At 58.5% G+C, this 21,775-nt stretch carries 19 protein-coding genes; 4 read left to right on the forward strand and 15 right to left on the reverse strand.

Translation table 11 applies throughout. The features are described 5' to 3' along the window. Window positions 1–27 precede the first annotated feature (27 nt). Together BMZ46_RS11395 and BMZ46_RS11400 are read right to left on the reverse strand one after the other, a co-directional pair. On the reverse strand, window positions 28–1,653 hold the full coding sequence (locus BMZ46_RS11395; protein ID WP_074687564.1) for a methyl-accepting chemotaxis protein: 1,626 nt from the start codon (window positions 1,651–1,653) through the stop codon (window positions 28–30). A gap of 130 nt (window positions 1,654–1,783) precedes the next feature. Next, window positions 1,784–2,839, reverse strand: coding sequence for an amidohydrolase family protein (locus tag BMZ46_RS11400; protein WP_039769801.1), 1,056 nt, complete (start codon window positions 2,837–2,839; stop codon window positions 1,784–1,786). 129 nt (window positions 2,840–2,968) lie between these two features. Here BMZ46_RS11400 and BMZ46_RS11405 point away from each other — a divergent pair, with 129 nt between their 5' ends. Together BMZ46_RS11405 and BMZ46_RS11410 are read left to right on the forward strand one after the other, a co-directional pair. After that, the gene (locus BMZ46_RS11405; RefSeq protein ID WP_074687563.1) at window positions 2,969–3,385 is read left to right on the forward strand and encodes an OsmC family protein; all 417 of its coding nucleotides are present in this window, start codon (window positions 2,969–2,971) and stop codon (window positions 3,383–3,385) included. Window positions 3,386–3,447: 62 nt separating this feature from the next. After that, window positions 3,448–4,338 carry a pirin family protein gene (locus tag BMZ46_RS11410; RefSeq protein ID WP_039769798.1) on the forward strand — a complete coding sequence of 297 codons (891 nt, stop codon included), beginning with the start codon at window positions 3,448–3,450 and terminating at the stop codon, window positions 4,336–4,338. Between the two features lie 42 nt (window positions 4,339–4,380). Here BMZ46_RS11410 and BMZ46_RS11415 read toward each other — a convergent pair whose 3' ends face one another. The 4 genes from BMZ46_RS11415 to BMZ46_RS11430 form a co-directional block, all read right to left on the reverse strand. Further along, on the reverse strand, window positions 4,381–5,109 hold the full coding sequence (locus BMZ46_RS11415) for a dienelactone hydrolase family protein (protein ID WP_074687562.1): 729 nt from the start codon (window positions 5,107–5,109) through the stop codon (window positions 4,381–4,383). Between the two features lie 68 nt (window positions 5,110–5,177). Then, window positions 5,178–7,082: a molecular chaperone HtpG gene (gene htpG, locus BMZ46_RS11420; protein WP_074687885.1), complete on the reverse strand. Its 1,905-nt coding sequence runs from the start codon at window positions 7,080–7,082 to the stop codon at window positions 5,178–5,180. Window positions 7,083–7,163: 81 nt separating this feature from the next. Next, window positions 7,164–7,616: a PaaI family thioesterase gene (locus BMZ46_RS11425; RefSeq protein WP_007959014.1), complete on the reverse strand. Its 453-nt coding sequence runs from the start codon at window positions 7,614–7,616 to the stop codon at window positions 7,164–7,166. Continuing rightward, on the reverse strand, window positions 7,613–8,089 hold the full coding sequence (locus BMZ46_RS11430) for a PaaI family thioesterase (RefSeq protein WP_074687561.1): 477 nt from the start codon (window positions 8,087–8,089) through the stop codon (window positions 7,613–7,615). The genes BMZ46_RS11425 and BMZ46_RS11430 overlap by 4 nt, the downstream gene beginning before the upstream one ends. A gap of 158 nt (window positions 8,090–8,247) precedes the next feature. Between BMZ46_RS11430 and BMZ46_RS11435 the strand changes: the two genes are divergently transcribed. Beyond that, entirely contained in the window at window positions 8,248–8,484 is a 237-nt protein-coding gene (locus tag BMZ46_RS11435) for a hypothetical protein (RefSeq protein WP_007959016.1), read from the forward strand. A gap of 77 nt (window positions 8,485–8,561) precedes the next feature. On the opposite strand, the gene BMZ46_RS11440 is transcribed toward BMZ46_RS11435, so the two are convergent. Further along, the gene (locus BMZ46_RS11440; protein WP_039769793.1) at window positions 8,562–8,963 is read right to left on the reverse strand and encodes an MAPEG family protein; all 402 of its coding nucleotides are present in this window, start codon (window positions 8,961–8,963) and stop codon (window positions 8,562–8,564) included. Further along, window positions 8,963–9,700: a DUF599 domain-containing protein gene (locus BMZ46_RS11445; RefSeq protein ID WP_011333121.1), complete on the reverse strand. Its 738-nt coding sequence runs from the start codon at window positions 9,698–9,700 to the stop codon at window positions 8,963–8,965. The genes BMZ46_RS11440 and BMZ46_RS11445 overlap by 1 nt, the downstream gene beginning before the upstream one ends. Window positions 9,701–9,943: 243 nt before the next feature. Here BMZ46_RS11445 and BMZ46_RS11450 point away from each other — a divergent pair, with 243 nt between their 5' ends. Continuing rightward, window positions 9,944–11,215 carry a delta-60 repeat domain-containing protein gene (locus tag BMZ46_RS11450; RefSeq protein ID WP_039769791.1) on the forward strand — a complete coding sequence of 424 codons (1,272 nt, stop codon included), beginning with the start codon at window positions 9,944–9,946 and terminating at the stop codon, window positions 11,213–11,215. Between the two features lie 82 nt (window positions 11,216–11,297). Here the strand turns inward: BMZ46_RS11450 and brnQ are convergent, their stop codons facing one another. The 7 genes from brnQ to BMZ46_RS11485 all read right to left on the reverse strand — a co-directional run bounded on the left by brnQ (window position 11,298) and on the right by BMZ46_RS11485 (window position 21,775). Beyond that, window positions 11,298–12,611 (reverse strand): branched-chain amino acid transport system II carrier protein, encoded by a 1,314-nt coding sequence (brnQ, locus tag BMZ46_RS11455; protein ID WP_039769790.1) that lies wholly within the window; start codon window positions 12,609–12,611, stop codon window positions 11,298–11,300. Between the two features lie 329 nt (window positions 12,612–12,940). Further along, window positions 12,941–13,825, reverse strand: a complete 885-nt coding sequence (gene sucD, locus BMZ46_RS11460) for a succinate--CoA ligase subunit alpha (RefSeq protein ID WP_011333119.1) — start codon at window positions 13,823–13,825, stop codon at window positions 12,941–12,943. Then, window positions 13,825–14,991 carry an ADP-forming succinate--CoA ligase subunit beta gene (gene sucC, locus BMZ46_RS11465; protein WP_007959029.1) on the reverse strand — a complete coding sequence of 389 codons (1,167 nt, stop codon included), beginning with the start codon at window positions 14,989–14,991 and terminating at the stop codon, window positions 13,825–13,827. The genes sucD and sucC overlap by 1 nt, the downstream gene beginning before the upstream one ends. A gap of 182 nt (window positions 14,992–15,173) precedes the next feature. Next, complete coding sequence (gene lpdA, locus BMZ46_RS11470; protein ID WP_011333117.1) at window positions 15,174–16,610, reverse strand: dihydrolipoyl dehydrogenase; 1,437 nt, start codon at window positions 16,608–16,610, stop codon at window positions 15,174–15,176. A gap of 100 nt (window positions 16,611–16,710) precedes the next feature. Continuing rightward, window positions 16,711–17,934 carry a 2-oxoglutarate dehydrogenase complex dihydrolipoyllysine-residue succinyltransferase gene (odhB, locus tag BMZ46_RS11475; protein ID WP_039769789.1) on the reverse strand — a complete coding sequence of 408 codons (1,224 nt, stop codon included), beginning with the start codon at window positions 17,932–17,934 and terminating at the stop codon, window positions 16,711–16,713. A 42-nt stretch (window positions 17,935–17,976) separates the two neighbouring features. Further along, window positions 17,977–20,808 (reverse strand): 2-oxoglutarate dehydrogenase E1 component, encoded by a 2,832-nt coding sequence (locus BMZ46_RS11480; RefSeq protein WP_039769786.1) that lies wholly within the window; start codon window positions 20,806–20,808, stop codon window positions 17,977–17,979. A gap of 262 nt (window positions 20,809–21,070) precedes the next feature. Then, window positions 21,071–21,775 carry a succinate dehydrogenase iron-sulfur subunit gene (locus tag BMZ46_RS11485; protein ID WP_007959035.1) on the reverse strand — a complete coding sequence of 235 codons (705 nt, stop codon included), beginning with the start codon at window positions 21,773–21,775 and terminating at the stop codon, window positions 21,071–21,073.

Here is a 21,775-nt window from a genome sequence, read left to right on the forward strand (position 1 = left end):
GGCTTTTTTTCGCCTGTCGAACGCTGATCAGACCGAGAACCTGGCCACCATGCTGTTCAGATCCACCGCCAGCCGCGACAGTTCCTGACTCGCGGCACTGGTCTGATTGGCCCCCGCCGAGGTCTGCATCGCCAGATCACGGATGTTCATCAGGTTGCGGTCCACTTCCCGCGCCACGGCCGCTTGCTCTTCCGACGCACTGGCGATCACCAGGTTGCGCTCGTTGATCAAGGTAAACGCCGAAGCGATTTCCTCCAGCGCAACGCCGGCGGCCTTCGCCAGCTCCAGGGTCGAGCGCGCCCGAATATTGCTCTGCTGCATCGAACTGACCGCCGAATCGGTGCCCTGCTGAATGCCGCCGATCATCTGCTCGATTTCCCGCGTCGACTGCTGAGTGCGATGGGCCAGCGCCCGCACTTCGTCCGCCACCACCGCAAAACCCCGTCCGGCATCTCCCGCCCGGGCAGCCTCGATCGCCGCATTCAATGCCAGCAGATTGGTCTGTTCGGCAATCGAGCGGATCACGTCCAGCACTTTGCTGATGCTGTAGACCTTCTGCGCCAGATCCTCCACCTGCGAGGCATTGGCGGTGACATCGTCCGCCAACAGCTCGATGGACGACACGGTCTGCTGCACCTGCTCGCGACCATGCTGGGCAATGCGATCAGACTCACGGGAAGCCTCGGAAGTCGCGACGGCATTGCTCGCCACCTCTTCCACGGCGGCGGTCATCTGATTGACTGCCGTGGCCGCCTGTTCTATTTCCAGACTCTGCTGATGCAGCCCCCGCGTCGCGTCTTCGGTGACGCAGCTCAACTCTTCCGAGGCCGAGGCCAGCTGACTGGAGGACTCGGAGATCTGGCGGATAGTGTCCCGCAGGTTGTGCTGCATGCTCTTGAGCGCGTGCAGCAGCCGCGCCGGTTCGTCCTTGCCGGAAATGCTGATATCCCCGGTCAGATCGCCACCGGCCACCACTTCCGCGACATTGAGCGATTGCGATAGCGGCAGCACGATGCTGCGGGTCAGCAACAACGCCAGCGCGATGGTAATCAGCGCAGTGATGCCGATCATCACCCCGACCCACACCCGCGAGTTGGTGAACACCAGCCGTGCGGCCTCAGTGGCGAGGTTGGCGTTGTGCTTGTTCAACTCGACCAACTCACGCAGGGTCACTGCAATTTCATCCGCCAGCGGGCTCATCTGCCCGTTGAGAATGGCGGCCGCCTCCTCCACTCGTCCCTGAGCAGATAACGTCATCACCTGCGCCTGAAGTTCCAGGTACTTGTGTTCGGCGACCTTGAAGCGGTCGAACAGCGCGCGCTCTTCGGGCAATGCGATCAGGATGTCGTAGCGTTGCTGGGCTTCACTCAGCACTCCACGCAAATCATTGAGCTTGGCCACGTTCTGATCCAGCGCCTGCGGATCGCGATTGAGCAACAGGCGCATGGTCAGCGCACGCAAACGCAGCATGTCCTGGCTCATCTCGCCCACCGCCATCACGCTGGGCAGCCAGTTATTGTCGACCTCGTCGGACTGCGCGCGCATGTTCGACATCTGCAGCAGGGCAAACGCCCCAAGGGCAAACACCATCAGCGCCAGCACGCCAAAACCCAGCCCGGCTCGGGGCGCAATATTGAGACTACGGATACTCATTGCTCTGGTTCCTTCCAAAAGCGCTGCATCAACCCTGCAGCTGGTTGCTCTAGAAGGTATCGGCCCTTTTAAAAAATGCGTAAGACCAAAACGCGATATCAAAAGGCCTTGATCCTACGAACCGTCGGCATTAACGATTCAGCGCGGGTTTGCCGGACTTGAGCGCTGTTCGCGGCAATATCGCCAAGAAGTTGTCCCGTGCGACTTTTTTCGCCACCGCTTCCGGCAAGGCGTCGAGAAACGGCTTGAAGCCGTGGATTTCCTTGCCGAGTTTATTGAATCGCCCGACCACGTCCGAACCGAGCATGAAGCGATCCGGGTAGCGCTCCACCAGTTGCACCCAGTCCGCTCGCGGTTGCCCCTTTTCGTCCAGCAGATAAGGCGTCAGCAAGCTCCACGACAGATCAATAAACAGGTTCGGGTACGCCTCCAGCATTCGCGTCAGGGTCGGCAGCAGAAAATCCAGCTGCGTCTGATGACGGTGGATTTCGGCGCTGGTGCCGGCATGCGCCCAGATGAACCGGGTGTGCGGATGATTACGCAGCGGCTCTTCGATTTCCTTCAGGTACAGGGGGTTCTTCTCACGCTTGGAGGTGATGTTGGAATGCAACATCACCGGCAGATCGTTTTCAGCGGCCAGGTGATAGATGCGGGTCATGGCTTCGTTGTTGGCGCGTGGCGTGTCGCCGGATGTCAACGCGGTGAGATCGTCGTGACGGGTAAAGACTTCGCCTATGCCCTGCCACAAGCCGGGATACAGATCGAGCATGCGCTGGATATGCGCGGCGGAGTTCTTGTCGTTGGGGTTGAAGCCTGAAAGAAACGGGTGAAAGTACTGGCGTTGCTCAGGTGTCAGCTTCTGCACCGCGTCGGCGACGATCACGTCAGTCGCGCTGTACCAATAGGCATCGGCATCATCGCCGGCGTAGTAACGCGGGCGCTTCGGCTCGTCTTCGTGCCATTTCTTCGCCACGGGAATGCCGGAAATCATCACATGCTCGATGGCATTTTCCTTCATGGCCGTCAGCAATTTCGGCATGCCGGCGGTTTCCTGGAAAAAATCCACGTAATGCAGGTGCGCGTCACTGTAGGTGTAATCCCGGGCACTGGCGGCGCCGGTGAAAGCCATCAGGCAGGCAAGGCTCAAACGAAACACGGACACAAGCATTCTCCGGCAGACAGGCATAGCCTAGACCCTCGCCGGGCGACGAGGGTTCACCCGGCAAGAAAGTGGAACGCGCCTGTGTGGGAAATGCTCTATACCTGCAAGGTCTTTTTTGATCGAATCCCTTTTCCTACAGCTTGCGAGGTTCACATGACCGTTACCGTCAATACCGTGTCCGCCGAAGGTTTTCGCCACACTGTTCAGATCGATGAGCATGAGCTGTTTGCAGACGTCCCGACGACTGCCGGCGGCGAAGGCTCGGCGCCGGAGCCGCACGATTACTTCGATGCCGCCCTCGGTGCCTGCAAGGCTCTGACCCTGAAGCTGTACGCGAAGAAAAAGGACATCCCGCTGACCGGCGTCGGCGTTGAGGTCAAACGTGACAACAGCGAGGAACAGAAAGGCAAGTACGCCCTGCACGTGACCCTCACCCTCAAGGGCGTGCTCACCGATGCCCAGCGCGAAGAACTGCTGCGCGTCGCCGATCGCTGCCCGATCCACAAGCTGATGACCACCAGCGAAGTCACCATCGAAACCCACGCGCCAGTCGGCTTCGACAGCCAGTAATCACCTCGATGACACCGGCGGGTTATGCTCCACGCATCACCCGCTCAGCCTGGAAATGGACCATGGACACCCAACCCCTGATCATCCGCCCGCGCGCCGAAGACGTCGAAGGCCAGCCGATCCTGCGCCCGCTGCCGTCAGCCAAATGCCGCAGCGTTGGGCCTTTTGTGTTTTTCGACCACATGCTCGAAACGGTTTATCCGGCGGGCAAAGGCATGAACATCCGACAGCATCCGCACATCGGTCTGTCGACCCTCACGTATTTGTTCGAAGGACAGATCCAGCACAAGGACAGCCTGGGTTCGGATCAGGTGGTCAGCGCCGGCGATGTCAGCTGGATGACGGCCGGCACGGCGATCGCGCACGTCGAGCGCACGCCCGAACCGCTGTGGGAGCAAAGCTTCAAGATGCACGGCCTGCAAATCTGGCTCGCCTCGCCCAAGGATCACGAACAAGGCCCGGGGCATTACAGCCATCACCCGGCCTCGACCTTGCCGGTCAGCGATAACCTCGGTGTACAGATCCGCATGATCGCCGGGTCAGGCTTTTGCCTGGAATCGCCGGTGCCGGTGCTTTCTCCTACGCTGTATGCCGAACTGAAGATGCAAACCGCGACCACGCTGCTGATCCCGACCGAACATGACGAGCGGGCGCTGTATGTGTTGAGCGGTGATGTGCAATTGAATGGCGAAGCGGTCGAACCCCATGCGCTGGTGGTGTTGCCGGCTGGGGAAGAGATGAGCCTGTTTGCCGAGAGCGACAGTCACGCAGTGTTGTTCGGCGGTGCGCCACTGGACGGGCCACGGCGGATCAACTGGAATTTTGTTGCGAGCGATCCGGCGGCGATCGATGAGGCGCGACGCAAGTGGGCGGCCGGGGACTGGCCGACGGTGCCGGGGGAAGTCGAGCGGATCGAGCTGCCTAAATCGCGCAGCGAACCGACACCGCTGTAAAGCCACACTCCCACGCCAGGCGTGGGAGTGTGTTCAGCCGATTCAGCCCTTGAACACTTCTTCCAGCAAGTCATGCATCGACTTGAACGCCCGCGCTGCGGTCTTCGCGTCGTACATCATCTTGCCCGGTACATTGGCGTGCGGATCGGTGAACGAGTGCACCGCACCGCCGTAGCTCAACAACTGCCAATCCACGCCTGCCGCGTTCATCTCGTCCTCGAATGCCGGCAACTGCTCTTTCGGCACCAGCGGGTCGGAAGCACCGTGCAACACCAGTACCGAGCCCTTGATGTTCTTCGCGTCCGCCGGGTTCGGCGAATCCAGCGTGCCGTGGAACGACACTGCCGCTTTCACCGGCGCACCGGTGCGCGCCAGATCCAGCGCACAGCAGCCGCCGAAGCAGAAACCGAACACCGCCAGTTTCGAGGTATCGACCGCCGCCTCGCCCTGCTTCTGCAATTGTTCGAACGCGGCCTGCATACGCTTGCGCAGCAGCGCGCGGTCATTCTTCAGCGGCATCATTGCCGCACCGGCCTGATCGGCATTCTGCGGACGCACGGCCTGGCCGTACACGTCAGCGATCAGCACCACATAACCCTTGGCCGCCACCGATTTGGCGATCTCTTCAGCGCCAGCGCTGACACCCATCCAGTTCGGCGCCATCAACAGACCCGGACGCGCGCCTTTGTGCTCGGCGTCGAACGCCAGGCGACCTTCATAAGGCTGGCCGTCAATCTGATAGACCACGGAACGTACAGTGACTTGGCTCATTTCTGACTCCTGATTGGTTGAACACCAGAATGAAAAAACCCGCCGAAGCGGGTTTTTCTACAGTTTGATCAAGCGGACAGCTCGACCAGCAGCTTGTTCAGGCGGCTCACGTAAGCGGCCGGGTCTTTCAAGCTGTCGCCAGCCGCCAGCGCGGCCTGGTCGAAGAGGATGTGCGACAGGTCGCCAAAACGCTCTTCGCTGGTTTCGTTGTCGAGCTTCGCGATCAGCGGGTGGCTCGGGTTGAATTCGAAGATCGGCTTCGAATCCGGCACCTTCTGCCCGCTGGCCTCGAGGATCTGACGCATTTGCAGACCCAGGTCCTGCTCGCCGATGGCCAGAATGGCCGGCGAATCCGTCAGGCGATGGGAAACCCGGACTTCGGCAACGGAGTCGCCCAGTGCGGTTTTCAGACGCTCGACCAGACCTTCTTTCGACTTGGCGACTTCTTCCTGGGCCTTCTTGTCCTCTTCCGAGTCCAGGTTGCCCAGATCCAGGTCACCGCGCGCGACGTCGACAAACGTCTTGCCGTCGAAATCGCTGAGGTAACTCATCAGCCACTCGTCGATACGGTCGGTCAGCAGCAGCACTTCGATGCCTTTCTTGCGGAAGACTTCCAGGTGCGGGCTGTTCTTGACCTGCGCGTAGGTTTCGCCGGTGAGGTAGTAGATCTTGTCCTGACCTTCCTTGGCGCGCGCCAGGTACTCGGCCAGACCGACGATCTGCTCGCCGTCGGTGCCGTTGGTCGATGCGAAGCGCAGCAGACCGGCAATTTTTTCCTTGTTGGCGAAATCTTCTGCCGGGCCTTCTTTCATGACCTGACCGAAGTTCTTCCAGAAGCCCTTGTATTGCTCAGGCTCGTTCTTTGCCAGTTTTTCCAGCATGTCCAGCACGCGCTTGGTCAGCGCCGACTTCATCGAGTCGATGATCGGGTCTTTCTGCAGGATTTCCCGCGACACGTTCAGCGACAGGTCGTTGGAGTCGACCACGCCCTTGATGAAGCGCAGGTACAGCGGCAGGAACGACTCGGCCTGATCCATCACGAACACGCGCTGCACGTACAGCTTCAGGCCTTTCGACGCTTCACGCTGGTACAGATCGAACGGTGCGCGGGCCGGCACGTACAGCAGCGAGCTGTACTCGAGCTTGCCTTCAACCTTGTTGTGACTCCACGACAGCGGATTTTCGAAGTCGTGGGCGATGTGTTTGTAGAACTCCTGGTATTCCTCGTCCTTCACTTCAGTGCGAGGACGGGTCCACAGGGCGCTGGCGCGGTTGACGGTTTCCCATTCAACTTCAGGCTTCTCTTCGCCTTCGGCAGCGGCCACTTCTTTTGGCAGCTCGATCGGCAGCGCGATGTGGTCGGAGTACTTCTTGATGATGTTGCGCAGACGCCAGCCATCGGCGAACTCGTCTTCACCGGATTTCAGGTGCAGGACGATGCGGGTGCCGCGTTCCGGTTTGTCGATGGTGGCGACTTCAAATTCGCCCTCGCCTTTCGACGACCAGTGCACGCCTTCGCTGGCAGCGGTGCCGGCGCGACGGCTGTACACGTCAACTTTGTCGGCAACGATGAAGGCCGAGTAGAAACCCACGCCGAACTGACCGATCAGGTGCGAATCCTTCTTCTGATCGCCGGACAGGTTTTTCATGAAATCGGCAGTGCCGGATTTGGCGATGGTACCCAGGTGGGTGATCACATCGTCACGGTTCATGCCGATGCCGTTGTCTTCGAGGGTGACGGTCTGGGCGTCCTTGTCGAAGCTCACACGGATTTTCAGTTCATCGCCACCTTCGAGCAACTCAGGCTTGGCCAGGGCTTCGAAGCGCAATTTGTCGACAGCGTCAGAGGCGTTCGAGATCAATTCGCGAAGGAAGATTTCCTTGTTGGAATACAGCGAATGGATCATGAGGTGCAGCAGTTGCTTCACCTCGGTCTGGAAGCCCAGGGTTTCCTTTTGAGTTTCCACACTCATGGTCATCAAACTCCAATCAGATGGCATTGGCCGCGACCTTGCTGGTCGGCGGCGGGTTGTTCTGTGAGTTGGGGGCGTGGTTCAGGATTTCAAGGGCTCATCGATTTTGAAGTGAGCACGGGCAGTGGCAATCGGTTCGCTTTCGGTACTTTGCCAGGCCGTGACCGCGACGTTGGCCACCCGCCGGCCCTGACGGCAGACCTGACATCGGGCCCAGGTATCGCGAAACTGCCCGGCCCGCAGGTAATCGAGGGAAAAATCGATAATCTTCGGCACACCGGGCGCGCCGGTGAAAATCAGCAGGTGCAGGGCCGCGGACAGCTCCATGAACCCGGCAATTACCCCGCCGTGGATCGCCGGCAATAAAGGGTTACCAATGTTGTCCTTGTTGGCCGGCAGCTTGAACAGCAAGTCATCACCGACCCGCGAACACTCGACGCCGATCAGCCCGGCATAGGGAATCAGCTTCAGGAGCGGCGCGTAGTCACCCTTCTCGTGTGCCTCTTGCAATTGCTGCTTGAAGTCGTCGCTCATGGGGTTTCTCCCTTGATCGCGCCACCGAAGCCTTTGGTGCCTTTCAGGCCTTTGCCCATGCGCATGAAGGTGCCGACGACATGGGCAATCGGTTGCTCGGGATCATCCTGATAGGCAAATCCGCAAGCGAAGATCACATCGGTGGTGACTCGATAACATTGGGCGAAGCCGTAAACATCTTTATGCGGCTCGGCGGCATGCATGTAATCGATGCGCAGATCGAGGGTCGGGCAGACTTCGAATTCCGGCAGGACGCAAAGGGTCGACATGCCGCACGCGGTGTCCATCAGCGACGTGATCGCCCCGCCGTGGATGACGCCGGTCAGCGGATTGCCGACGATTTGCGCACTGTACGGCAGCACCACAGTCAGGCCTTCGCTACTTGCGCTGTGCACCTTCAATCCCAGCACCTGACAGTGGCGCAGGGACGAGAGAAACCGTGTCGCACGCTCAAAAACGGGGTTTTCGGCCATTTGATAATTACTCTTGTTAGTGGCTATTCCCAGTAGTGGAAAGAACAGCAAAAGTTCCATTGCAAAACAAACTTATATATCTGAAAGAAATGAGGAACTTAAGCCGTGGGCCTGAGCTCTTAAGGCCAGTAGTTATTTTCCATAAGGAGAAACACCCCATGCGTAAGACTTTAGCTATTGCCTTGATGTTGACCGCTTCCCTCGGTCTCGCTGCCTGCGATAAAAAATCCGAGGACAAAGCTCAAGATGCCAACCAACATGCTGAACAAGCTCAGCAAGACATGAACAAAGCTCAGGATAAAGTGAACGACGCAGCGAAAGAAAACGCCGAAGCTGCCAAAGCTCAGGCCGAATCGAACGCTGCAGCGCAAGAAGAAGCTGCCAAGAAGCAATAAGCCGCTTCTCGACAACTCAAAAGAAAACCCGCCAAGTGCGGGTTTTCTTTTGTCTGTGATTTTTTGCCCATGCCGTCTTAGAGCAAAACAGTTCTAAAAGTCGGACTAATCATCAGCAACAATGAACACACTAAGCCGACCAGCCAGACCAGACTGCGCAGCTTGGGAAGATCCGCCAGGTAGAACCACAGATAGAAAATCCGTGAGATCACGAAGATGATCGCCAATGTATCGATCAGCCATCCCGCCGTCTGCGTGGTATGCGCCATCAGCACGCCAACGGCGAACAGGATGAACGCTTCGATGCTGTTCTGATGTGCCGCCAGTGCCCGGGCGCCGTAACCGGTGAGTTGCGCCTGCTGCTGACGCGGCAGGTGGTTGTTGTAACCGCCCTGCTCTTTCATGGCCTTGCCGACCGGCATACGCGCCACGTAGATCAACAATGCACTGATAAACACACACCAGAACGGAATACTCATCAAGCAGCCTCTTTGTTCGCTTCGGGCAATGGCGCCTCTGTAGGGGTATAGACCATTACATCGAGCACGTCGGAATGAAACTCCCGGCGATACAACACCAGCACCACGCCGGCGCTCATCAACATGAACAGCCACGGGCTGACGAACCACGCCAGCATGCTCATCCCGAAGTAATAGGAACGCAGACCGAAGTTGAACTGGTTGGCCGCCATCGAAATCACCCGAGCTGCCCGCGAGGCGAACGCCTTGCGCTCCTGCTCCGAGACTTGCCGCTCACCGATCATCGGGGCCGAGCCGACCAGAATCGCGGCGAAGTTGTACTGGCGCATGCACCAGCTGAAGGTGAAGAAGGCATAGACGAACACCAGCGCCAGGCACAGCAACTTGATCTCCGACATGCCCTGCGAGGCCTGTTGCACCATCGGAATATCCGCCAGCAATGACACCGCGCGCTCGGAAGCGCCGAGCACGGTCAGAATGCCCGCCAGGATAATCAGCGTGCTGGAGGCGAAGAACGAGGCGTTGCGCTCAAGGTTGCCGATCACGCTGGCATCGGCGATGCGGTTGTCGCGCAGCAGCATGCGGCGCATCCAGTCTTCGCGGTACAGGTGCAGCACGCTGGCCAGGCACGCGGTGTCACGGCCCTTCCAAGTGGCATAACGGGTGTAACCGCCCCAGCAGATGACAAACCAGAGCGCGGCCAGCAGATGGATCAGGTTGGCTTGGATGAACGACATGCAGGTCCTTTGATGATAGCTAGGCAAGTAGCAAGAAAAGTTTCCGCGCAAGCAATAACTTCATAGTTTTACCCTCGCGACATGAACCCAGCTTGGACGCCAGATGAGCGCAAAAGGCACCGCTTATTGAGAATTCTATTGGTCGTGTGCAATCAATAGCTGTCAATTCTGACAGGTGCAAGGTGGACTTCAGCCGAGTAACGTCATTGGAGAATGATCAACCGCCATCCCGGAGCACCAACCATGTCAAAACCAGCTCAGACACGCGCGAAAAAAAGTCAGAACAACCAAGGCTTTGATCCCACGTTTGGTGAAGATGGAGTTGCCTATGATTTTTCCCTCCCAGGGAGCAACACCCTTGACATTGTGGCACGACTCGACGAAGGCAAAATCTTGATGTGGGGAAGCGTCAGATGGGAGGATCGCCTGGACTTCCAGCTGGTTCAACTCCTGGAAAACGGCACCCTGGATACCGGATTCGCCAATAACGGAATATTCACCGGCGGCTTCAAGGATGGTGCTCCCGCGTTTCCATCTGGGGCTCAACGAAATGACGACGGCAGCATTATTCTGATCGGCACCCATTATGGTACTGATGCTCAGAATCAAGCCATCCTGCGCCTTCTTTCAGATGGAACTCGTGACCAAACTTTTGGTGATGACGGCGTAGTGATCGTCCCACCGATTGCGAATCCCAATGTATTGAGCCTGATAGCGATGTCGGCAAATACCTCGAACTCTCCCCTTTCCAACGTTGCAATCGGCCCTGATGGTGCAATCGTATTCACTTCATGGACACTGATCCAAAAATTCTCACACGACGGTTCTCCAGACTTATCGTTCAATGGCAGCGGCAGTCTGAACACCAATTACCGCATCGCAGCTGTGGCCGTATCGAACGACGGAAAGATCACCATTGCAGGCTCCACATTTGACTATGAGGGCCTCATCGCCCGCTACCACCCCAATGGAACACCCGACCAGGGATTTGGGCAGAACGGCGAAATCCGAATCCGAGTGGACGGCGTATACACAGGGTTTTCGAGCATGATGCTGAATCCGGATGGCAGCGTTATTGTCGCTGGATCGCGAGATCTGAATTCGAATGACGTCTGGGGGCGTGAGCGAAGAGGCGTAATTGCTTTTTACAACGCTAATGGCAGCCCCAACCTCGTTTTCAACGGAGGCAAGCCTGTGGTCAGTGAAGCGCCAACAGGAGAGGCCAACGCATGGAGCGCGATAGGTGGAAACACAATCAGTGGAATTGTTGTTGCAGGCCTGCTCGGTCTCAGGAGTTATGAAAGTTCGCTAGTCGCCCGATACGATGTGACAGGCAAACCTGATACCACCTTCGGAACCGCTGGATTTCAAGAAACGAATATCGGGTATGATCGAGAACTATGGGAGTCAGTCGTCGTGCAACCTGACAACAAAATCATTGCATCCGGCAACTGTCGCTACCAATTCAATACGGCTACCGTCGTCCGCTATCTCGCTACCAACAATAGTGTGTGAAATACAAAAAATGCCCCGCATCGATTGATACGGGGCATTTCTGTTTAATCGCTCGGCAGCCGCTTGTGGCGGCCCGGCAGTCTTAGGCGAGTGCTTCGGCGCGCTTGCCCAGCAGGCGGTCGCAAACCACGGCAACCACCAGGGTCATCACGCACGGCACCAGCCACGCCAGACCTTGCTCGCTCAGCGGCAGGTGGGCCAGTTGCGATGGCATCCAGTCAGCCAGACCGGCGCCTTTCAGGGCATCGATGGTACCGAACACAAACGACACCAACATTACCGGGCCCATGATGCGGCTCTGTTCATGCCAGAACGCCGCACAGAAGCTCAGGGCCACCAGCACGATGCACGGCGGGTAGATCGCGGTCAGTACCGGGATCGAGAACGCGATCAGCTTGGTCAGACCCAGGTTGGACACCAGCAGCGAGAACGCCGCCAGAATGATCACCAGAGTCTTGTAGGACAGCGGCAATACGCGGCTGAAGTATTCGGCACAGGCGCAGGTCAGGCCAACCGCTGTCACCAGACACGCCAGGGAAATCAGCACGGCGAGGAAGCCACTGCCCAGCGAACCGAAGGTGTGTTGCACGTAAGCGTGCAGCACCGCCGCACCGTTGGTCGCGCCCGCCGCCACTTCATGGCTGCCGGAACCCAGACGGAACAGGCTGACATACACCAGCGCCAGACCGACACCGGCAATCAGCCCGGCAATGATCGCGTAACGGGTGATCAGCGCCGGCGACTCGACGCCACGGGAGCGGATCGCGTTGACGATGACGATGCCGAACACCAGTGCGCCGAGGGTATCCATGGTCAGGTAACCATTGATGAAGCCCTGGGAGAACGGTGCCGCAACGTATTCCGGAGTGGCCACGCCGATGTCACCGGCCGGCAGTGCGAATGCGGCGATGCCGAGCACGGCCAGAGCGATGATCTTCAGCGGCGCGAGGAAGCGACCGACGGTGTCCAGCAGACGCCCAGGGTAGAGCGAAATGAAGAACACCAGCAGGAAGTACACCGAACTGTAGAGGAACAGTGCCAGCGGGCTCTCGCCGGTCAGCGGCGCCAGACCTACTTCAAAGGAAACGGTCGCGGTACGCGGGGTGGCGAACAGCGGGCCGACGGCCAGGTAGCAAGCCGCTGCCAGCACGCCGCCCGCGATCTTGCCGATCGGGCTGCTGAGCGCGTCCATGGCGCCACCGACCTTAGCCAGTGCGACCACGGTGACCACCGGCAGACCGACCGCCGTGATCAGAAAGCCCAGCGCCGCGATCCAGACGTTGGGCCCGGACTGCAAACCGACGATAGGCGGGAAGATGATGTTGCCGGCCCCGACGAACAGGGCGAATGTCATAAAGCCAAGTGCCAGGATGTCCTGACCTTTCAAAACTTTCATTAAGGAAATACCACACTACTGAATCGGAATTTAGAGGGGGATTTCCCTGTGGGGTTAGGGAAATGCTGTCAATCCGTATAAGACTGACCCGTTTAGCGCGTTGCATGCCTTGTGGGCGGCAGACGCAAAATGGCGGCTAGCCTAACGAATTTGCCCGACAAACGCACTGTTAGAGGGCGAACTATCCGATACGCGACGTTTCTGTGTCGCGTTTTTGCATGTTATTGGGTGAGTGCTTATAAAATTGCCATCGTCCACCCGAACGCCAGAAACGACAAAGGCCACCCGAAGGTGGCCTTTGTTGCTGGAGCAGAGAAGTCAGCCGAAGCTTACTTCTTCACTTCCCAGCCAGTCAGCTCGGCCAGGGCCTTGCCGATGTCTGCCAGCGAACGCACGGTTTTCACGCCTGCGTCTTGCAGAGCAGCGAATTTCTCGTCTGCAGTGCCTTTGCCGCCGGAGATGATTGCGCCAGCATGGCCCATGCGCTTGCCCGGAGGAGCAGTCACACCAGCGATGTAGGAAACAACCGGCTTGGTCACGTTAGCCTTGATGTAGGCAGCCGCTTCTTCTTCAGCCGAACCGCCGATCTCGCCGATCATGACGATCGCTTCGGTCTTCGGGTCTTCCTGGAACAGCTTCAGGATGTCGATGAAGTTCGAACCCGGGATCGGGTCACCGCCGATGCCGACGCAAGTCGACTGACCGAAACCGGCGTCAGTGGTCTGCTTCACAGCTTCGTAGGTCAGGGTGCCGGAACGGGAAACGATACCGACCTTGCCTGGCAAGTGAATGTGACCTGGCATGATGCCGATCTTGCATTCGCCTGGGGTGATCACGCCTGGGCAGTTAGGGCCGATCAGGGTAACACCCAGCTCGTCGCACTTAACTTTGGCGTCCAGCATGTCCAGGGTAGGAATGCCTTCGGTGATGCAGACGATCAGCTTGATGCCGCCGAAAGCTGCTTCCAGGATCGAGTCCTTGCAGAAAGGAGCCGGAACGTAGATTACGCTGGCGGTGGCGCCAGTGGCTTCTACAGCTTCTTTCACGGTGTTGAACACAGGCAGGTTCAGGTGAGTGGTGCCACCTTTGCCTGGGGTCACGCCGCCAACCATTTTGGTGCCGTAGGCAATGGCTTGTTCGGAGTGGAAAGTACCCTGCGCGCCGGTGAAGCCCTGGCAGATTACTTTGGTGTCTTTATTGATCAGGACGCTCATTACTTGCCCTCCGCAGCTTTAACGACTTGTTGAGCAGCGTCGGTCAGGCTGGTAGCAGCGATGATGTTCAAACCGCTTTCTGCCAGTACTTTAGCGCCCAGTTCAGCGTTGTTGCCTTCAAGACGAACAACAACCGGGATTTTCACGCCGACTTCTTTCACTGCACCGATGATGCCTTCGGCAATCATGTCGCAACGAACGATGCCGCCGAAGATGTTAACCAGTACTGCAGCGACATTGCTGTCGGACAGAATGATTTTGAAAGCTTCGGTCACGCGTTCTTTGGTAGCACCACCACCTACGTCGAGGAAGTTGGCTGGCTTGCCGCCGTGCAGGTTGACGATGTCCATGGTACCCATGGCCAGGCCGGCACCGTTCACCATGCAGCCGATGTTGCCTTCCAGCGCTACGTAGTTCAGTTCGAACTTGGCAGCGTGCGCTTCGCGCGGATCGTCCTGCGACGGATCGTGGAAAGTCTTCAGCTTGGGCTGACGGTACATTGCGTTGGCGTCGATGTTGATCTTGGCGTCCAGGCAGTGCAGATCGCCGTCAGCCTTGATCACCAGCGGGTTCACTTCCAGCAGAGCCAGGTCGTGATCCTTGAACAGCTTGGCCAGACCTACGAAGATCTTGGCGAACTGAGCAACCTGCTTACCTTCCAGACCCAGCTGGAACGCCAGCTCGCGACCCTGGAATGGCTGAGCGCCAACCAGTGGGTCGATAGTGGCTTTCAGAATTTTTTCTGGAGTGTCGTGAGCGATTTTCTCGATGTCCACGCCACCTTCGGTGGAAGCCATGAACACGATGCGACGGCTCGAACGGTCAACGACAGCGCCCAGGTACAGCTCTTTAGCGATATCAGTGCACGATTCAACCAGGATCTTGGTGACTGGCTGGCCGTTGGCGTCAGTCTGGTAAGTCACCAGACGCTTGCCCAGCCACTGCTGTGCGAAGGCTTTGGCGTCTTCTTTGCTGCGAACCAGCTTGACGCCGCCCGCTTTACCGCGACCACCGGCGTGAACCTGGGCTTTGACAACCCACTCGTTGCCGCCGATTTTGTCGCAAGCTTCTGCTGCTGCTTCCGGGGTGTCTACTGCGAAACCAGTGGAAACTGGCAGGCCGTATTCAGCGAACAGCTGCTTACCCTGATACTCGTGAAGATTCATGCTTTTTACCGTCTTCGTTAGGTACTGCGCATTCGGCGCTGCGCTCTTTATGAGTGCCGCGCCACCTGTGACTGCTGCTTGCGTAGCTGAGCTACGCAAGGCTGCGTCCAGCGGACATTCCGCGGTGAGTCTTGCACGCAAGGCTCACGACGGGCCGTACCGCCGTGGTTTCTTATTGTGTCTTAACGCTTCTTGCGGTTGGCAATGTGGATGGCGCCGCCATTCACTGCCAAAGCTGCTTCGTGCAAGGCTTCAGACAGGGTCGGATGGGAGAAAACCATCATGCCCAGGTCTTCAGCGCTGGTGCCGAATTCCATACCGATCGCGCCCTGCTGAACCAGTTCTGCAGCGCTCGGGCCAATCACGTGCACGCCCAATACGCGGTCAGTCTTGGCATCGGCGATGACCTTGACGAAACCACCGGTATCGTTGGCGGCCATGGCACGGCCGGATGCTGCGAACGGGAAGGTGCCGACGTTAACTTCAACGCCTTCAGCTTTCAAGGCCTGCTCGGTTTTACCGACCCATGCGATTTCCGGGTGAGTATAAATAACCGAAGGGATCAGGTCATAGTTCATCTGGGCCTTGTGGCCCTTGATGCGCTCTACAACCATGATGCCCTCTTCCGAGGCCTTGTGAGCCAGCATCATGCCGCGAACCACGTCACCGATGGCGTATACGCCCGGCACGGTGGTGGCGCAGTGATCGTCAACGTGCACGAAACCGCGCTCGTCCAGGGTCACGCCGCTGTCGGCAGCCAGCAGATCAGTGGTCACCGGACGGCGACCAACGGCTACGATCAGCTTGTCGAAAGTGATGGTCTGTTCGCCGTTGGCGTCGGTGTAGTTCACAACGACTTCGTCGCCGTTCACTTTCGAGCCGGTTACGCGAGCGCCCAGTTTGATGTCCAGACCCTGTTTGGTCAGGGTTTTCAGCGCTTCCTTGGAAACCGCGGTGTCCGCCGCCATCAGGAAGGTGTCCAGGGCTTCCAGAACAGTCACTTCCGCACCCAGACGCGACCAGACCGAACCCAGCTCCAGACCGATCACGCCAGCGCCGATCACGCCCAGACGTTTAGGTACGGATTGGAATTCCAGAGCGCCGGTCGAATCGACGATGACTTTCTGATCGACCGGAGCCGGTGGAATGTCGATCGGACGCGAGCCTGGAGCCAGAATGACGTTTTCGGCTTCGATGACTTCAACCGAGCCGTCCGGCTTGGTGACTTCGACTTTCTTGCCGGCCAGCAGTTTGCCGTGGCCCTGGATCGAAGTAACGCCGTTGGCCTTGAACAGAGTGGCAACACCACCGGTCAGGTTCTTGACGATGCCAGCCTTGCGGCCAACCATCGCAGCGACGTCCATTTTGACTTCGCCGGTCGAGATACCGTGGACGTTGAAGCTTTCTTTCGCTTCCTTGTATTTCCAGGAGCTGTCCAGCAGCGCCTTGGAAGGAATGCAGCCTACGTTCAGGCAGGTGCCGCCCAGGGCTTGCTTGCCTTCAGCATCGGTGTACTTCTCGATGCAGGCAGTGCTCAGGCCGAGTTGCGCGGCCTTGATAGCTGCCACGTAGCCGCCAGGGCCCGCACCGATCACTACTACGTCAAATTTCTGCGACATTCAAAAAATCCTCTTTTTTGCAGCAAGCGTGAAGCCGCAAGCCTCAAGCGCAAACTGCTGTTACTCGCAGCTTGCAGCTTGAGACTTGCAGCTGCTTCTATCAAATATCCAGCAACAGACGAGCCGGATCTTCCAGCAGGTTCTTGATGGTCACCAGGAAGGTTACAGCTTCTTTGCCATCGATCAGACGGTGATCGTAGGACAGTGCCAGGTACATCATCGGACGGATCACGACCTGACCGTTGATGGCCATCGGACGCTGGATAATGTTGTGCATGCCCAGAATCGCTGCCTGCGGCGGGTTGACGATCGGGGTCGACATCATCGAACCGAAAGTACCACCGTTGGTGATGGTGAAGGTGCCGCCGGTCATTTCGTCCATCGACAGTTTGCCGTCACGAGCTTTCTTGCCGAAGGTGGCGATGCCGCCTTCGATTTCAGCCAGGCTCATGTGTTCGGCGTTGCGCAGAACCGGAACCACCAGGCCACGGTCGCTGGAAACAGCGACACCGATGTCGGCATAACCGTGGTAAACGATGTCGTTGCCGTCGATCGAAGCGTTGACCGCCGGGAAGCGTTTCAACGCTTCGGTGGCAGCCTTGACGAAGAACGACATGAAGCCCAGGCGTACGCCGTTGTGGGACTTCTCGAACAGGTCCTTGTACTTCGAACGCAGGGCCATGACTTCGGTCATGTCGACTTCGTTGAAAGTGGTCAGCATCGCCATGTTCGATTGAGCTTCAACCAGACGCTTGGCAACGGTGGCACGAACGCGGGTCATCGGAACGCGCTTCTCGATGCGGTCGCCAGCGGCGAACACAGGAGCGGCGGCGGCCGGAGCAGCAGCCTTGGCAGGCGCGGCAGCCGGAGCGGCTTTCTTGGCAGCAACGGCTGCAACCACGTCTTCCTTGGTCACGCGACCGCCCTTGCCGGTGCCGGCAACGGAAGCGATGTTGATGCCGTTCTCTTCAGCCAGCTTGCGCGCGGCAGGAGCAGCGATCGGGTCGTCTTCGCCATCAGCGGCAGCAGGTGCAGCGGCAGCAGCGGCCGGAGCAGCAGCGGCAGCCGGAGCGGCGGCAGCAGCGCCGCCTTCAACGATGGAGCCCAGGACTTCGTCGGACAGGACGGTGTCGCCCTCGCCCTTGACGATTGCGCCCAGCACGCCGTCGGCGGTAGCCAGCACTTCCAGTACGACTTTGTCGGTTTCGATGTCGACGATCAGTTCGTCACGCTTGACGGCGTCGCCCGGTTGTTTGTGCCAGGTGGCAACGGTGCCATCGGCAACCGATTCCGGGAAAGTGGGGGCTTTGATCTCGATAGCCATTATCTGTGGTTCCTTAAATTCGGTTTCAGGTGCGCGAAGGCGTTAAACGGTAAACGCGTCTTGCAGCAGTTGTTCCTGCTGCTCGGCGTGCATCGATGCGTAACCACATGCTGGGGCAGCAGAAGCCTCACGGCCCGCGTACTCGAGTACGAGAGATTTGTTGAGGTTGCTGATGCTGCGACGCAGGTGGTGCTGGCTGCAGTACCAGGCGCCCTGGTTCATCGGCTCTTCCTGACACCACACGGCCGCTTTGGCATTGGTGTAAGGAGCCAGGACTTCTTTCAAGTCGTCCTCAGGGAATGGGTACAGCTGCTCGATACGCACGATGGCGATATCTTCGCGGCCTTCGGCACGACGTTTTTCCAGCAGGTCGTAGTAGACCTTGCCGCTGCACAGAACAACGCGCTCGACCTTTTTCGGGTCCAGGGCATCGATTTCCGGGATAACGGTCTGGAACGAACCTTCGGCCAGATCTTCCAGGGTCGAGATGGCCAGTTTGTGGCGCAGCAGCGACTTTGGAGTCAGAACGACCAATGGCTTGCGCAGCGGGCGAATCACCTGACGGCGCAGCAAGTGGTAGATCTGGGCCGGGGTGGTCGGCATGCACACCTGAATGTTGTGCTCGGCGCACAGCTGCAGGTAACGCTCAAGACGTGCCGAGCTGTGCTCAGGGCCCTGACCTTCGTAGCCGTGCGGCAGCAGCATGGTCAGACCGCAGAGACGGCCCCACTTGTGCTCCCCGCTGGTGATGAACTGGTCGATAACAACCTGTGCACCGTTGGCGAAGTCGCCGAACTGGGCTTCCCAGATCACCAGCGCGTTTGGCGTGGTGGTCGAGTAACCGTATTCGAACGCCAGTACGGCTTCTTCCGACAGGAACGAGTCGTACAGGTCGAAGCGTGGCTGACCTTCATACAGATGCTTGAGCGGAATGTAGGTACCGGCATCTTTCTGGTTGTGCAGCACAGCGTGACGGTGCGAGAACGTACCGCGGCCGATGTCCTGGCCAGTCATGCGGATCGGGTGACCTTCGAACGCCAGGGTCGCGTACGCCATGGTTTCGGCGTAACCCCAGTTGATCGGCAGGCCGCCGGCTTGCATCTTCTGACGGTCTTCGTAGATCTTCGCGACCTGACGCTGAACCACGAAGCCTTCCGGAATTTCCAGCAGCTTGGCGGACAGTTCCTGCAGGGTCTTGAGGTCGAAGCGAGTGTCGTGACGCGCAGTCCAGGCGTGGCCCAGATACGGACGCCAGTCGACGAACAGCTCTTTGTTCGGCTCTTTGACCAGCGATTTCACGACGTGCAGACCGTTGTCCAGCGCGTTGCGATATTCGTCGACTTTCGCCTGAACACGCTCTGCGTCCAGTACACCGGCCTGGGTCAGACGATCAGCGTACAGCTCACGGGTGGTGCGCTGCTTGGTGATCTGCTGATACATCAGAGGCTGGGTGCCGCTTGGCTCGTCGGCCTCGTTGTGGCCGCGACGACGGTAGCAGACCAGGTCGATCACCACGTCACGCTTGAACTGCATGCGGTAGTCGATGGCCAGCTGGGTCACGAACAATACGGCTTCCGGATCATCACCATTCACATGGAGGATCGGCGCCTGGATCATTTTCGCGACGTCGGTGGCGTACTCGGTGGAACGCGAGTCCAGCGGGTTGCTGATGGTGAAACCGACCTGGTTGTTGATCACGATGTGCACGGTACCGCCGGTCTTGAAACCGCGGGTCTGCGACATCTGGAAGGTTTCCATGACCACGCCCTGACCTGCGAATGCAGCATCACCGTGGATGGAGATCGGCAGAACCTTCTCACCGGTCGAATCGTTGCGACGGTCCTGACGGGCGCGAACCGAACCCTCGACCACCGGGGAAACGATTTCCAGGTGGGACGGGTTGAACGCCATGGCCAGGTGAACTTCACCGCCGGTGGTCATTACGTTGGACGAGAAGCCCTGGTGGTATTTGACGTCACCGGAACCCAGCTCGACCTTCTTCTTGCCTTCGAACTCGTCGAACAGCTCGCGCGGGTTCTTGCCGAAGGTGTTGACCAGTACGTTCAGACGACCACGGTGGGCCATGCCGATGACGACTTCCTTGGTGCCGTAGGAACCGGAACGCTGGATCAGTTCGTCGAGCATCGGAATCAGGCTTTCGCCGCCTTCCAGACCGAAACGCTTGGTGCCCGGGTATTTGGTACCCAGGTATTTTTCCAGGCCTTCACCGGCCGTCACGCGCTCGAGCAGGTGGCTCTTGATGTCCGCGGAGTATTCCGGACGACCACGCACGCTTTCCAGACGCTGCTGGAACCACTGGCGCTGCTCGGAATCGGTGATGTGCGTAAATTCAGCGCCGATGGTGCGGCAATATGTCTGCTGCAACGCTTCGTGAATTTCGCGTAGGCTCGCTTCCTCTTTGCCGATGAACAGGTCGCCGGCACGGAAGGTCGTATCAAGATCGGCATTGGTCAAGCCGTAGTGATTGATCGACAGGTCTGCAGGTGCAGGACGCTGCCACAGCCCCAGCGGGTCAAGCTGGGCTGCCTGGTGGCCACGCATACGGTAGGCCTGGATCAATCGCAGCACTTCAACTTGCTTCTTCTCGTGCTCACTGCTCACGCTGCCGGCGGAAACCGGTTGGGCGCGGCGCTGGTTCTTTGCCAGCAGCACGAAATGATCGCGAATTGTGGAGTGCGAAACATCGGTGGCAGAGCTGCCGTCGGCAGGCAGCTTCTGAAAGTAGGTGCGCCACTCTTCTGGCACAGCGTTAGGGTCGTGCAGGTAGAGCTCGTAGAGCTCTTCCACATAGGCAGCGTTTCCACCTGAAAGGTAGGCGCTGTTCCACATGCGCTGCATCACGCTTTCTTGCATGCTTGGTCACCCTCGGTTAGGGGAACACCATCGGTGCCGACACCGAGCAAGCTTGCAGAAGTCCGAATGCAGCGACCAAAACAAGCCACTTAGGATCACACTGATAGTCCGGGTACCAGCCCGGATGCCCCTGCTTGTCTCATTTCTTCAAAATAAGAGCCGCAGCTTATGGCTGCTGCTCTGGTTATAGCCATGGCGCGGGTTGAAGCCCGCGCCTAAGCCCTCTGCGGGTACAGCGGTTACAGCGGTTACAGCAGCTGAATCACACGCCGCTCGAAAGCAGCATGTTACGGATGTGACCGATGGCCTTAGTCGGGTTCAGGCCTTTCGGACATACGTTGACGCAGTTCATGATGCCCCGGCAGCGGAAGACGCTGAACGGGTCATCGAGGGACGCCAGACGCTCGGACGTCTTGGTGTCACGGCTGTCTGCCAGGAAGCGGTACGCTTGCAGCAGGGCAGCCGGACCCAGGAACTTGTCCGGGTTCCACCAGAAGGACGGGCAAGAGGTCGAGCAGCAGGCGCACAGGATGCACTCGTACAGACCGTCGAGCTTTTCACGCTCTTCAGGGGACTGCAGACGCTCGATGGCCGGAGCCGGCGTGTCGTTCTGCAGGAATGGCTTAACCTTCTCGTATTGCTTGTAGAAGATGCTCATATCGACAACCAGGTCACGGATAACCGGCAAACCTGGCAGCGGACGAACGATCAGCTTGTTACCTTTGACGACAGCGGACAGCGGCGTGATGCACGCCAGGCCGTTCTTGCCGTTGATGTTCATGCCGTCGGAGCCACAGACGCCTTCACGGCAGGAGCGACGATAGGAGAAACCTTCGTCCTGCTCTTTGATCAGGGCCAGCACGTCCAGCACCATCAGGTCTTTACCACCGGTATCAACCTGGAATTCCTGCATGAACGGCGCAGCGTCCTGATCAGGGTTGTAACGATAAACACTGACTTGCAACAT

This window comes from Pseudomonas sp. NFIX49, assembly GCF_900115915.1.
Lineage (GTDB): Bacteria > Pseudomonadota > Gammaproteobacteria > Pseudomonadales > Pseudomonadaceae > Aquipseudomonas > Aquipseudomonas pharyngis.